11 protein-coding genes are annotated in these 14,036 nt (G+C 57.8%); 2 read left to right on the top strand and 9 right to left on the bottom strand.

Annotated elements, in window-relative coordinates; all coding sequences use genetic code 11:
- Window positions 1–12 precede the first annotated feature (12 nt).
- Window positions 13–729 carry an ABC transporter permease gene (locus ACXPVS_RS02105; RefSeq protein ID WP_458508427.1) on the bottom strand — a complete coding sequence of 239 codons (717 nt, stop codon included), beginning with the start codon at window positions 727–729 and terminating at the stop codon, window positions 13–15.
- A gap of 328 nt (window positions 730–1,057) precedes the next feature.
- Here ACXPVS_RS02105 and ACXPVS_RS02100 point away from each other — a divergent pair, with 328 nt between their 5' ends.
- Window positions 1,058–2,641 carry a peptide chain release factor 3 gene (locus tag ACXPVS_RS02100; protein ID WP_458508426.1) on the top strand — a complete coding sequence of 528 codons (1,584 nt, stop codon included), beginning with the start codon at window positions 1,058–1,060 and terminating at the stop codon, window positions 2,639–2,641.
- A 214-nt stretch (window positions 2,642–2,855) separates the two neighbouring features.
- Window positions 2,856–3,101 (top strand): hypothetical protein, encoded by a 246-nt coding sequence (locus tag ACXPVS_RS02095; protein WP_458508425.1) that lies wholly within the window; start codon window positions 2,856–2,858, stop codon window positions 3,099–3,101.
- A gap of 107 nt (window positions 3,102–3,208) precedes the next feature.
- Here ACXPVS_RS02095 and ACXPVS_RS02090 read toward each other — a convergent pair whose 3' ends face one another.
- From ACXPVS_RS02090 to ACXPVS_RS02055, 8 genes are all read right to left on the bottom strand, one after another.
- Window positions 3,209–4,189 (bottom strand): peptide ABC transporter ATP-binding protein, encoded by a 981-nt coding sequence (locus ACXPVS_RS02090; RefSeq protein WP_458508424.1) that lies wholly within the window; start codon window positions 4,187–4,189, stop codon window positions 3,209–3,211.
- The gene (locus ACXPVS_RS02085) at window positions 4,189–5,157 is read right to left on the bottom strand and encodes an ABC transporter ATP-binding protein (RefSeq protein ID WP_458508423.1); all 969 of its coding nucleotides are present in this window, start codon (window positions 5,155–5,157) and stop codon (window positions 4,189–4,191) included. Before ACXPVS_RS02085 ends, ACXPVS_RS02090 begins: the two co-directional genes overlap by 1 nt.
- A 10-nt stretch (window positions 5,158–5,167) precedes the next feature.
- Complete coding sequence (locus ACXPVS_RS02080; protein ID WP_458508517.1) at window positions 5,168–6,079, bottom strand: ABC transporter permease subunit; 912 nt, start codon at window positions 6,077–6,079, stop codon at window positions 5,168–5,170.
- Window positions 6,080–6,092: 13 nt separating this feature from the next.
- Window positions 6,093–7,103: an ABC transporter permease subunit gene (locus ACXPVS_RS02075; protein ID WP_458508422.1), complete on the bottom strand. Its 1,011-nt coding sequence runs from the start codon at window positions 7,101–7,103 to the stop codon at window positions 6,093–6,095.
- 72 nt (window positions 7,104–7,175) lie between these two features.
- The gene (locus tag ACXPVS_RS02070) at window positions 7,176–8,771 is read right to left on the bottom strand and encodes an ABC transporter substrate-binding protein (protein WP_458508421.1); all 1,596 of its coding nucleotides are present in this window, start codon (window positions 8,769–8,771) and stop codon (window positions 7,176–7,178) included.
- Between the two features lie 79 nt (window positions 8,772–8,850).
- Window positions 8,851–10,227 (bottom strand): OprD family porin, encoded by a 1,377-nt coding sequence (locus tag ACXPVS_RS02065; RefSeq protein WP_458508420.1) that lies wholly within the window; start codon window positions 10,225–10,227, stop codon window positions 8,851–8,853.
- 171 nt (window positions 10,228–10,398) lie between these two features.
- The gene (locus tag ACXPVS_RS02060; protein WP_458508419.1) at window positions 10,399–12,000 is read right to left on the bottom strand and encodes an ABC transporter substrate-binding protein; all 1,602 of its coding nucleotides are present in this window, start codon (window positions 11,998–12,000) and stop codon (window positions 10,399–10,401) included.
- 308 nt (window positions 12,001–12,308) lie between these two features.
- Complete coding sequence (locus ACXPVS_RS02055) at window positions 12,309–13,934, bottom strand: ABC transporter substrate-binding protein (protein WP_458508418.1); 1,626 nt, start codon at window positions 13,932–13,934, stop codon at window positions 12,309–12,311.
- Window positions 13,935–14,036 lie beyond the last annotated feature (102 nt).

The raw sequence follows: 14,036 nt of genomic DNA, 5'->3' as shown, positions 1-14,036 counted from the left end.
CTTTGCCGAGGCTTAAGACGGGCGGAGGCCGCGTTCGAGCCAGAGGCGGCTGGCGAGTGTCACCAGGCCGTCGAGCAGCAAGGCCAGCAGGGCGGTGCAGGCCGCGCCGAGCAGCAGTTGCGGCTGATTGTTCAGGGCGATGCCAGGAAAAATCAGGCTGCCCAGGCTGTTGGCGCCAATCAGGAACGCCAGCGGTGCGGTACCGACGTTGATCGCCAGCGCCACGCGCACGCCACCGATGATGATCGGCACGGCGTTCGGCAGTTCGACCCGCCACAACACCTGAGTCGGTGTCATGCCGATGCCGACGGCCGCTTCCTTGAGCGAACCCTGGACGTTTTTCAGGCCTTCATAGGTGTTACGCACGATCGGCAACAGCGAGGCGAGGAACAGGGCGAAGATAGCGGGGCCGCTGCCGATGCCGAGGATACCCAGGGCGATGGCCAGTACGGCAAGAGGCGGCACGGTGTTGCCGATGTTGAAGATCTGCATGAAGCGTTCAGCGTGGCCCACCATAGTCGGGCGGCTGAGAAAGATACCCGCGGGGATGCCTACAACGAGGGCGGCCAGCATGGAAGCGAGGACGAGAACCAAATGAGCTTGCAGGTAAAACAACAAATCGTCGCGGTAATGTTCGATCGTGTTGATGCCAATCCAGTGGACCAGCAGGGCCAGGAGGGCGACGACAACCGCACCTCCTATCAGCCCTTTGCCATAGCGAATAGCCACAGGCAGACTCCTATTTTCAGTCGGCGAACACTCTTTCGTGTGGCAACGCCTTACTTGGCTGCCGAAAAAATGATCGCGAGAAGCAGCTCGTTCAGGCCGGCAAAGCGGCGTGATATCGAGCCATGAGCACAGCCTCGTCAGGCTGATTTGCGGGTATTTCAGGCCCCCGACGAGTGGTCGTTACGGGGGAGTGGACGTCTCCGTGCTTTAAAAGGTTCCCATCTGTGGCAGCATTTGGCCACCCTTAATGTGCTCAACGGTTCGGTTCTTGGATCAACTTGGGCTATAATCTGCGCCCTTTTTTGAATCACCTGCCAGGCGATTTCCCATGACCAAACAGGCCGCCGAAGTCGCGAAACGCCGCACTTTCGCCATTATTTCGCACCCCGATGCCGGTAAAACCACCATCACCGAGAAGCTCTTGCTGATGGGCAAGGCGATTGCGATTGCGGGCACGGTGAAATCTCGCAAATCTGACCGCCATGCCACCTCCGACTGGATGGAAATGGAAAAGCAACGTGGTATTTCGATTACCACGTCGGTCATGCAGTTTCCGTATCGCGAGCACATGATCAACCTGCTCGACACCCCGGGCCACGAAGACTTCTCCGAAGATACCTACCGCACCCTGACGGCGGTGGACTCGGCATTGATGGTCCTCGACGGCGGTAAGGGTGTAGAGCCACGGACCATCGCGCTGATGGACGTCTGCCGTCTGCGTGACACGCCGATTGTCAGCTTCATCAACAAACTCGACCGTGACATTCGCGACCCGATCGAACTGCTCGACGAAATCGAAGCGGTCCTGAAGATCAAGGCAGCGCCGATCACCTGGCCGATCGGTTGCTACCGTGATTTCAAAGGCGTGTACCACCTCGCCGACGACTACATCATCGTGTACACCGCTGGCCATGGCCACGAGCGCACCGATGTGAAAATCATCGAGAAGCTCGACTCCGATGAAGCCCGCGCCCACTTGGGCGACGAGTACGATCGCTTCGTCGATCAGCTGGAACTGGTGCAGGGCGCCTGTCACGAATTCAATCAACAGGAATTCCTCGACGGCCAACTGACCCCGGTGTTCTTCGGCACTGCACTGGGCAACTTCGGTGTCGATCACGTGCTCGACGCCGTGGTCAACTGGGCGCCGAAACCGCTGGCCCGTGTTGCCAACGAGCGCACGGTTGAGCCAGTTGAAGAGAAATTCGCCGGCTTCGTGTTCAAGATCCAGGCGAACATGGACCCGAAACACCGCGACCGTATCGCCTTCATGCGTATCTGTTCCGGCAAGTACGAAAAAGGTATGAAGATGCGCCACGTGCGCACTGGCAAGGACGTGCGGATCGGCGATGCGCTGACCTTCTTCTCCTCCGAGCGTGAGCAACTGGAAGAAGCCTTCGCCGGCGACATCATCGGTTTGCACAACCACGGCACCATCCAGATCGGCGACACCTTCACCGAAGGCGAAGTCCTGGGCTTCACCGGTATCCCGCACTTCGCCCCGGAACTGTTCCGTCGCGTGCGCCTGCGCGATCCGCTGAAATCCAAGCAACTGCGTCAGGGTCTGCAGCAACTGGCGGAAGAGGGCGCGACCCAAGTGTTCTTCCCTACGCGCAGCAACGACATCATTCTCGGCGCCGTCGGTGTGCTGCAGTTCGATGTGGTCGCCAGCCGTTTGAAAGAGGAATACAAGGTCGAGTGCTCTTATGAGCCGATTACGGTCTATTCCGCGCGCTGGATCGATTGCAGCGATAAAAAGAAGCTCGAAGAGTTCGAGATCAAGGCTGTGGAAAACCTTGCCATCGACGGCGGTGGTCATCTGACCTACCTGGCCCCGACGCGGGTGAACCTGGCGTTGATGGAAGAGCGCTGGCCGGACGTGAAATTCCGTGCGACGCGCGAGCATCACTAAGCGCTAGATGTTCGGTCACAGCAAAGGTGAAGCTTTCGGGCTTCGCCTTTTTTTTCTTTTCGGCATAACCCCTATTCAAAACCAATCTCCCAAGCAATGCTATTTTCATCCATTTGCTAGCGTCCTATCTGGAGAACTGCGCTGATCAGAACTAGATTTTATCCAGCGCCACACAGGCACCCCATGCTTCACCCAACAAAGGATGGAATCGGCTATGAGCATTTTTCAACGCATTGTGCTGTTGTTTAAGGTTTTGGTGATGCTGTCCGTTGGCATGTCGGCGGCGTGGGCAGAGTGCCAGGACCCCGGTGAGCAGGCCTCAAGCGGGCCGGTGACGCACACTGCCCTGATGATCGCCAGATCCGAATCGGAACCGGGCGACCAGGATCAGGGTGGTAGCAAGGACGATGACGACTCGACCACTGACGAACCGGACACCGACGAGGATGAAGGGGCTTAAATAACAGGCAAAAGAAAACCCCCTTCTATCGGCCTGATGCGCAGCCCAGGCAGAAGGGGGTCGGTTAACGCTACAAAAGCGCGCCTCAGTGATTGAGGCGCGTTTTTTTATGCCGCGCCGTCGAGGAATTGCTCGGCGTAGTGGCAAGCTACCTGGCGGCTGTCGAGCAGGCGTAGGGCCGGCTCTTCAGTGCTGCAACGTTCGGTCGCGTACGGGCAGCGCTTGTGGAATGCACAGCCGGACGGCGGGTTCAGCGGGTTGGGCAATTCGCCGACGATCTTGATTTTCGGCTTGTTCGGGTCCGGGTGAATGGTCGGTGTGGCCGACAGCAACGCCTGGGTGTACGGGTGCAGAGGACGCTCGTAGATGTCGTTCTTCGGGCCCATTTCCACCGGGCGACCGAGGTACATCACCATCACGTCATCGGCGACGTGTTGCACCACCGCCAGGTTGTGGGAGATGAACACGTACGCGGTGTTGAACTCTTGCTGCAAGTCCATGAACAGGTTCAGCACCTGCGCCTGAATGGATACGTCCAGCGCTGAGGTCGGTTCATCCGCGACCAGCACTTTAGGCTGCAACATCATCGCGCGGGCCAGGGCGATCCGCTGGCGCTGACCGCCGGAGAACATATGCGGATAACGCTGGTAGTGCTCAGGACGCAAGCCCACCTGCTTCATCATCGCCTGCACTTTTTCGCGACGTTCGGCCGCTGACAGGTTGGTGTTGATCAGCAGCGGCTCGCCGAGCTGGTCACCTACTTTTTGTCGAGGGTTCAACGATGCGTAAGGGCTCTGGAACACCATCTGCACGTCTTTGCGCAGTTGCTTGCGTTCAGCTTTGTTCGCACCGGTGACTTCCTGTCCGGCGATCTTCAAAGAGCCGGAGGAGGGCTCTTCGATCAGCGTCAGGGCACGGGCCAGGGTGGATTTTCCACAGCCCGATTCACCGACGACAGCGAGGGTCTTGCCGGCTTCCAGTTCGAACGACACACCGTTCAGAGCGCGAACGGTCGCATGGCCCTTGAACATGCCACGGGACACTTCGTAATGACGGGTCAGGTCGCGGGCGGTAAGTACGACGGCCATTACGCCACCTCCTGATTCAACGGGTAGAAGCAGCGGGCGAGGCTGTTGCTTTTCGGGTCAAGGGTTGGACGTTGCTGACGGCAAGCATCCTGCACGTACGGGCAGCGCGGCGACAGCAGGCAACCCTGGGGACGGTCATAACGACCGGGAACGATGCCCGGTAGCGTCGCCAGGCGGTTGGCGCCCAGGCTGTGTTCCGGAATCGCCTTAAGCAGCGCTTCGCTGTAGGGGTGCGCCGGAATGTCGAACAGCTGAGGCACCTGACCCACTTCGACCGCTTGGCCGGCGTACATCACGCACACGCGCTGAGCAGTTTCGGCCACGACTGCGAGGTCGTGAGTGATCAGCACCAGGCCCATGTTCTGCTCTTTTTGCAGGGCCAACAGCAGGTCCATGATTTGCGCCTGAATCGTGACGTCCAGTGCCGTGGTCGGTTCGTCGGCGATCAACAGTTTCGGTTCGCCGGCAATCGCCATCGCGATCGCCACACGCTGGCTCATACCACCGGACAGTTGATGCGGATAAGCATCCATACGGCTGGCGGCGCCCGGAATTTCTACTTTTTCCAACAGTTCGATGGCGCGTGCGCGGGCTTGCTTGCCGGACATTTTCAAATGCAGGCGCAGCACTTCTTCGATCTGGAAACCGACGGTGTAGCTCGGGTTCAGCGCAGTCATCGGGTCCTGGAAAACCATGGCCAGGTCCTTGCCGACGATTTTCCGGCGCTGACGGTTGCTGAGTTTGAGCATGTTTTTGCCGTCGAAATTCAGGGCGTCGGCGCAGACGATTCCTGGATGTTCGATCAGGCCCATCAGCGCCATCATGGTCACGGACTTACCGGAACCCGACTCGCCAACGATGGCCAGCACTTCGCCCTTGTCCACGGTAATGTCGAGACCGTCGACCACCGGAACGGCGTTATTGTCGCCGAAGCGAACGTTGAGATTCTTGATTTCTAACAGTGACATTTGAATCTCCTCAGGCGGCGTTCTTGAGTTTCGGGTCTAGCGCATCGCGCAGGCCGTCGCCCATCAAGTTGATTGCCAGCACGCTGAGCAAAATGGTCAAACCAGGCAGACTGACGACCCACCAGGCGCGTTCGATGTAGTCGCGAGCTGAAGCCAGCATGGTGCCCCACTCAGGGGTTGGCGGTTGTACGCCAAGGCCGAGGAAGCCCAGTGCGGCGGCATCGAGAATCGCCGAAGAGAAACTCAAGGTGGCCTGAACGATCAGCGGCGCCATGCAGTTGGGCAGCACGGTGACGAACATCAGTCGTGGCAGACCGGCACCGGCCAGGCGCGCGGCGGTCACGTAGTCGCGGTTCAATTCGCCCATCACCGCGGCGCGGGTCAGACGAACATAAGACGGCAACGAAACCACGGCGATGGCAATAATGGTGTTGATCAGGCCAGGGCCGAGGATGGCGACAATCGCCACCGCCAGCAGCAGGGACGGCAGGGCCAGCATGATGTCCATCAGACGCATGATGGTCGGGCCGAGCAAGCGCGGGAAGAATCCGGCGAACAGACCCAAAAGGATGCCCGGAATGAGCGACATCACCACCGACGACAAGCCAATCAGCAGGGACAGGCGCGAACCGTGGATCAGCCGCGACAGCAGGTCGCGACCCAATTCATCGGTGCCGAGCAGGAACTGGAGTTGCCCACCTGCCAGCCAGGACGGCGGGGTCAGCAGGAAGTCGCGGTACTGCTCGCTCGGGTTATGCGGTGCCACCCAAGGGGCGAACAGTGCGCAGAAAATCACCAGCAGCATAAACATCAGGCCGGCGACGGCGCCTTTGTTCTTGGAGAATGCTTGCCAGAATTCTTTGTACGGAGACGGATACAGCAGGCTTTGATCGACTGCTACCGCTGGAATTGAAGGGGTCATGGTCATAATGATCTCAGCGCTGGTGACGAATGCGTGGGTTGGCAAAACCGTAGAGGATGTCCACCACGAAGTTGACCAGAATCACCAGGCAGGCGATTAACAGGATGCCGTTTTGCACCACGGGATAGTCTCGTGCGCCAATGGCTTCGATCAGCCATTTGCCGATGCCGGGCCAGGAGAAGATGGTTTCGGTCAGCACCGCACCGGCCAGCAATGTGCCGACTTGCAGGCCGACCACGGTCAGTACCGGAATCAGCGCGTTACGCAGGCCGTGAACGAACACCACGCGCGATGGCGACAGGCCTTTGGCGCGGGCGGTACGGATGTAGTCTTCACGCAGCACTTCGAGCATCGAAGAACGGGTCATCCGCGCGATCACTGCCAGTGGGATGGTGCCGAGCACAATGGCCGGCAGAATCAGGTGATGCAGGGCATCGAAGAACGCACCGACGTCATCGGCCAGCAGCGTGTCGATAAGCATGAAACCGGTCCGCGGCTCGATGTCATAGAGCAGGTTGATCCTCCCTGACACCGGGGTCCAGCCCAGGGACACCGAGAAGAACATGATCAGGATCAAGCCCCACCAGAAGATGGGCATCGAGTACCCCGCCAGGGAGATGCCCATCACCCCATGGTCGAACAGGGATCCTCGCTTGAGTGCCGCAATCACCCCGGCCAGAAGCCCCAGGATGCCGGCGAATAACAGGGCGGCCATGGACAGTTCCAGGGTCGCGGGGAAGAGGGAGGTGAACTCGGTCCAGACACTGGTGCGGGTACGCAGGGACTCCCCGAGATCGCCGTGAGCCAGTTTGCCGATGTAATCCAGGTATTGGGCATACAGGGGTTTGTTCAGACCTAGGCGTTCCATTGCCTGAGCGTGCATTTCGGGGTCGACTCGACGTTCGCCCATCATCACTTCCACGGGGTCGCCTGGAATCATGCGAATCAACGCGAAAGTCAGCAAGGTGATGCCGAAGAACGTGGGGATCAATAACCCCAATCGGCGGGCAATAAAACTAAACATCTTGTGGTGTACCTCATCAGCCGGTTAGGCGTGCCCGGCATTCCTGGGTCAGGAATGCCGGTAGTTTCTTATCTACTTCACCCGGGTGGTGGCGAAGTTATTAGTGGTGAGCGGGCTAATGTGATAGCCCTCTACGTTGTTGCGCATTGCGGTGAACATACGGGTGTGCGCCATGCTGATCCATGGCTGGTCCTGATTGAAAATCTCTTGGGCTTGCTCATAGAGCGCTGCGCGTTCCGCCGGGTTAACTTTAGCCCGTGCTTGATCGATCAGCGCCTGGAAGTTCTCATTGCACCAACGTGCGTAGTTTTCGCCGTTTTTGGCGGCCTCGCAACTGAGCATAGGCGTCAGGAAGTTATCCGGGTCGCCGTTGTCGCCCGCCCATCCGGCAGACACCATGTCGTGCTCGCCGTTTTTTGCACGCTTGAGCATTTCTCCCCATTCCATGACGCGGATGTCGAGTTTGATCCCGACCTTGGCCAGGTCAGCCTGCATCATCTGTGCGCCGAGCATCGGGTTCGGGTTGGTCGCACCGCCGCCGTTACGGGTGAACAGGGTGAATACGGTGCCTTCCGGAACGCCTGCTTCCTTCAACAGGGCGCGCGCCTTATCCAGGTCGCGAGGCGGGTTTTTCAGGCTGTGGTTGTAGCCCAGCAACGTGTCAGGGTACGGGTTGACCGCCACGGTCGCATTGCCTTTGCCAAACAGCGCGTTGACGGCCGCTTCCTTGTCAAAGGCGATGTCGATGGCTTTGCGCACGCGCACATCACTCAAATATTTATGAGTGGTGTTGATGGCGATGTACGCAACGGTCATCGCGTTCATTTCATCGACTTTCAGCTTGGCGTCTTTCTTGATGCTCGGGATGTCATCCGGTTTCGGGTACAGCGCGATCTGACACTCGTTGGCCTTGAGCTTTTGCAGGCGCACATTGTTGTCGGTGGCGATGGCCAGAATCAGTGCTTCTGCCGGTGGCTTGCCACGGAAATACTCCGGGTTGGCCTTGAAACGGACCTGAGCATCCTTGGCGTAACGCTGGAAGATGAACGGGCCGGTGCCAATTGGCTTGCTATTCAGGTCGCCGGTCTTGTTGGCTTTGAGCAACTGATCGGCGTATTCGGCGGAGTAGATCGAGGAGAAGGCCATGGCGATGTCGGCCAGGAATGGCGCTTCGCGGCGAGTCAGTGTGAATTTGACGGTGTTGTCGTCAACCTTCTCGACGCTTTTGAGCAGTTCTTTGAAGCCCATGCTTTCAAAGTACGGGAAGCCCACGCTCGACAGTTTGTTCCACGGGTGGTTCGGGTCCAGCTGACGCTGGAAGCTCCAGACCACATCGTCGGCGTTCATGTCACGGGTCGGCTTGAAGTATTCGGTGGTGTGAAACTTGACGCCTTTGCGCAGGTGGAACGTGTAGGTCAGACCGTCCTCGCTGATGTCCCAGGAATCGGCCAGTGCCGGAACTACTTCGGTGGTGCCGGGCTTGAAGTCCGCCAGACGATTGAAGATGGTTTCGGCCACCGCATCGGCTGTGACTGCAGTTGTGTACTGAACCATGTCGAAGCCTTCCGGACTGGCTTCGGTGCAAACCACCAGAGGTTTGGCCGAGACACCAACAGCGACACTCAGCAACGCGGCCGCGATGGCCGCCCGTAGGGGAAGCATTTTCATCAAAGAACCCTCTGCAATCGGTTGAACTGGAAAAACCGAACGGCCGACTCGTCATGAGTCAGCCGTTCGGCTGGCGTTTTTACAGAATGTTGAACGGGATGGTGGTCACGAGACGGAACTCGTTGATGTTGCCATCACCCTGGTTTTCGCTGGCTCGGTGAGTGGTGTAAGTCGCACGAATAGCGGTGGCTTTGAGCGGGCCGCTTTGTACCGCGTACGAAGTACCAATGCCATATTCATAGTGGTGTTCGCCGTCGAGGCTGTTCACGTTGTAAGCGTTGCCGGTGTAATGAGTACCGTCGATGCCCCAGCCGCGAGCCTGGTAGATGTTGAACTTCAGGCCTGGCACGCCGTATTCGGCCATGTTGATGCCGTAGGCGATTTGGAAGGACTTCTCGTTCGGGCCGTTAAAGTCCGAGAGCAAGGAGTTGGCCAGGTAGATGCCGTTGGTTTCGTGCAGGTAGTCGAAGTACTCGTTACCGTTAATTTCCTGGTACGAAAAGGTCAGGCTGTGGGCTTGGTGAGTCAGGCCGAACGACAGGGAGTAGGTGTCGTTGTCGATCTCCCCCATCTCTTTTTTGCCGGTGTCGACGGTTTTGTAGTAGTTCAGGCCGGTGGTCAGGCTCAGGACCGAGCTATCGCCCAGTTCATGAGTGGCGCCGAAGTAGTATTGATTCCAGAAGTCTTCGACTTCGGTGGCGTACAGGCTGGTCTTCAGGCTTTTCAGCGGCTGGTAATTCAGACCGACAGTGTTTACGTGGTCGGACTCAACGTCGATGTTGGAGTATTCGGAGCGGAATTTCGTCAGGCTTTGTTCGGTACGTGGCGAGACGCGGTCGAAGGTACCCAGGTCGAACGAAAGGTTATCGAACTCCTCGCTGTGCAGGGTCACACCCTGGAAGCTCGAAGGCAGCGGACGGTTACCGATGACGTCGACGATCGGGCTGCTGAAGTTCTGGCGACCAGCGGTCAGAGTGGTGTTGGAGATGCGAGCCTTGACGTTAGCCAGACCGAGTTTGCTCCACTGGTCCACGGCGTCGCCGTTGGAGTGAGCCAGGGTACGGTTGGAACCGCCTTTGATGTCTTCACGGCTGCGATCCAGCGCAAGAGCGTTGTATGCCGCGACTTCAGTGCTGAAACCTACGGTGCCTTGGGTGAAGCCCGAGGTGTAGTTGAGGATCGTGCCTTGAACCCAGTTGATCCGACGCGAACCGGTCAGATCTTTGCCGTGTCTTTCGTAGCCAAAAGTACCGCCACGACGTTTCAGTTCGTTGGCGTACCAGTTACGGGTAGTACCCGACAGGCTCTGACCATCGATGAAGCCTTTGGCGTCCGATTGGGCACTGGTGCTTGCCAGCTGGGTCGGAACGAAGTCTTGGCTGACGCTCTCGGCATGGGCCCCCGCGGTGACGCTACTAATGGCCAAAGCCAATAAAGCGGTGCTGCTCAGTTTCATGGGTGACGCTCCTTTCTTTTTTTTTAATGCCGGTCTTTTTTGGTGATCCAGCTATTTGGTTTGGAACTCATTCAAGGCATCGCAAACGTTTGCTGTAGGCCGGATTGGCGAATTACGGCAATACGCTTGTGTGAGGGCGGAATCCGCCCCCCTGCGTTTCTGGCTAATCGGTTATTTTTCTATGCTGACACCCGAGAACACGTTACGACCGAAAGGACTCACCTTGAACCCTTCGATTTTGGCGCTCAACGGCTGATTAACCGTCGAGTGGGCGACTGGCGTAATCGGTACCTGCTGCTTGAGGTACTGCTGCGCCTGTTTGTAGAGCACAGTGCGCTGGTCGCGGTCGGTAACGACTTTGGCCTGCTTGATCAGCTTGTCGTAAGCCGGGTCACACCACATGGAGTAGTTGTTGCCGCCAATGGCGTCGCAGCTGTAAAGCGTGCCGAGCCAGTTGTCCGGGTCCCCGTTATCACCGGTCCAGCCAATCAGGCTGATGTCGTGTTCGCCATTCTTGGTGCGCTTGATGTATTCGCCCCATTCGTAGCTGACGATTTTTACCTTGAGGCCGATTTTTGCCCAGTCAGCCTGGAGCATCTCGGCCATCAACTTGGCGTTGGGGTTGTACGGACGCTGGACCGGCATGGCCCAGAGGGTAATCTCAGTGCCTTCCTTCACACCGGCAGCCTTGAGCAGTTCCTTGGCTTTTTCCGGGTTGTAGGCGGCGTCTTTGATGGTCTCGTCGTAGGACCATTGGGTCGGTGGCATGGCGTTGACCGCCAGTTGACCGGCACCTTGGTACACGGCATTGAGAATGCTTTGTTTGTTCACCGCCATGTCCAGCGCCTGGCGCACTTCGAGCTGGTCGAAAGGCTTGTGGCGCACGTTATAGGCGATGTAACCGAGGTTGAAACCGGGCTTCTCGATGAGCTTGAGTGTCGGGTCGTTCTTCAGCGCGGTCACGTCGGCAGGGCGCGGGTGCAGGGTGATCTGGCACTCGTCGGCCTTGAGCTTCTGAACCCGCACCGAGGCATCGGTGTTGATGGCGAATATCAGGTTCTCAAGTTTGACCCGGCTTGGGTCCCAGTACTGCTTGTTGCCGGTGTAACGGATGTTGGAATCTTTCTGGTAGCTCTTGAACACGAACGGCCCGGTGCCGATCGGCTTCTGGTTGATCTCGCTCGGCTTGCCTTCGGCCAGCAATTTGTCGGCGTATTCGGCGGACAGGAGGGCGGCGAAGCTCATGGCGATGTTCTGGATGAACGCGGCGTCCACGCTGTTGAGCGTCATGACCACGGTCAGCGGCCCGGTCTTCTCGACCTTGGCGATGTTCTTGTTCAGGCTCATCCCGTTGAAATACGGGAACTCGGTCGGATAAGCCTTACGGAAAGGATGCTGTGGATCAAGCATGCGATTGAACGTGAACAGCACGTCATCGGCGTTGAAATCACGGGTCGGCGTGAAGTATTTGGTTGTGTGAAATTTCACCCCTTCGCGCAGGTGAAAAGTGTACTTGAGGCCGTCCTCGGAAATGTCCCAACGAGTGGCCAGGCCTGGTACGACGTTGGTGGCGCCTTTCTCGAACTCTGCCAGTCGGTTGTACAATGGCTCGGCGGCGTCATTGTCGGTCGAGGTCGTGTACTGCGCAGTGTCGAAGCCAGCGGGGCTGCCTTCGGAGCAGAACACCAGGCTGTTATTGGCGGCTTGGCTGATGGAAGTGGCGGCTAACAGGCCGGTGCCCAGCAATGCGGATAAAACCAAGGTATGGCGCATGACGCTCCCTTCTCTCGTTCTCTATGTGTTTTTCAATGTCCCCCGCTTCGTCCGGAGACGTAGAGGCATCATTGATCTCAAGCCATGACAGGCAGCAATAACCGAGAGCCCACGCAGGAACTGGTCAGATCCCGACGGTAGGTGCCGTGGGTCTGGCAGTAAATACGTAGAGTCCTAAAGACTTGTAGGAAATGGCTTCACGTCCGACGCCGCGGCTGTAATGCTCAGCGGAACTGGATGTAGGTGGTTTCCTACTTTCTCGGCAGATAAAGCAACGGCGACGTTAAAAACGTCGCCGTTACATAACCTTATTTGCTGACGCTGACGCCGTAGAAGGAGTTCAAGCCAAACGGGCTGATCTTGAAGTCCTGCACGTTGTCGCGCATGGGTTGGAACACCGTCGAGTGAGCGATAGGTGTCATTGGAACGGCATCTTTGAGGACGTGTTGCGCCTGCTTGTACAGTTCGGTGCGCTTGGACTGATCGGTCGTGCGCTTGGCTTCTTTCACGATGCCGTCGAACGTCTTGTCGCACCACTTGGAGAAGTTGTTGCCTTGCAGCGAATCGCAGCCGAACAGCACGTTCAGCCAGTTGTCCGGGTCACCGTTGTCGCCGCTCCAGCCAATCAGCATCGCGCCGTTTTCGCCGCCTTTGGAGCGCTTGATGTACTCGCCCCACTCGTAGGTCACGATCTTGGCTTTGATACCGATCTTGGCCCAGTCGGACTGCAGCATTTCAGCCATCAGCTTGGCGTTCGGGTTGTAGGGACGCTGCACCGGCATCGCCCACAGGTTGATCTCGGTGCCTTCCTTGATGCCGGCTTCCTTGAGCAGCGCTTTGGCTTTCTCAGGGTTGTACGGCGCATCTTTGATGGTGGTGTCGTAAGACCACTGGGTTGGCGGCATGGCGTTGACGGCCAGCTGACCTGCACCTTGGTAAACCGAGTCGATGATCTGCTGCTTGTTGACGGCCATGTCCAGTGCCTGACGCACTTTCAGTTGCGCCATCGGGTTTGGCTGATCGCTGCCCTTGATCTTGTCCATCACGTTGTAGGCGATGTAACCCAGGTTGAAACCCGCCTGGTTAGGCACTTTCAGGGTCTTGTCTTCTTGCAGGGCTTTCAGGTCGGCTGGACGAGGGAACAGAGTGATCTGGCACTCGTTCTTCTTCAGCTTCTGGATACGTACCGACGGGTCGGTGGTGATGGCGAAGATCAGGTTGTCGATCTTGACGTCGTCAGGCTTCCAGTAGTCCTTGTTCCCGGTGTAGCGGATGTTGGAGTCTTTCTGGTAGCTCTTGAACACGAACGGACCCGTGCCGACCGGCTTCTGGTTGATGTCGGAGGCTTTGCCTTCTTTCAGCAACTGGGCGGCGTACTCGGCGGACTGGACGGAAGCGAAACTCATGGCCATGTTCTGGATGAACGCGGCGTCGACTTCTTTGAGGGTGAACTTGACCGTTTTGTCGTCGACTTTATCGATCTTGGTGATGTTGGTGTCCATCCCCATGTCGGTGAAGTACGGGAATTCGGTTGGGTACGCCTTACGGAACGGGTCATCCTTGTTAATCATTCGATTAAAGGTGAACAGCACGTCGTCGGCGTTGAACTCGCGAGTCGGCTTGAAGTACGGGGTGGTGTGGAACTTGACGCCGTCACGCAGGTGGAAGGTGTAAGTCAGGCCATCATCGGAGATGTCCCATTGGGTCGCCAAACCAGGAACAACGGCGGTGCCGCCGCGCTCGAACTGAGTCAGACGGTTGAACATGGTTTCAGCAGAGGCGTCGAAGTCGGTTCCGGTGGTGTACTGACCAGGATCAAAACCGGCCGGGCTCCCTTCGGAGCAAAACACCAGGTTAGTCGCCGCTTGGGCGAAAGGTGCGGCAGCTAATAAGCTGGCGCCGACTAAAAACGGAATGACCGCGTGTTTAAGCATGGTGGCCTCATGATTTGTTGTCATTTTTGGAATTAGAGGACGACCTCGTGAGTCGTGCCTGCGGATACTTATGCAGGGGCCATACCCATTGCAAGATCCAGA

Source organism: Pseudomonas sp. Ma2-10 (assembly GCF_054330215.1).
The sequence above is the reverse complement of the archived record's forward strand: the minus strand, read 5'-3'. Positions and strand labels throughout refer to the sequence as shown.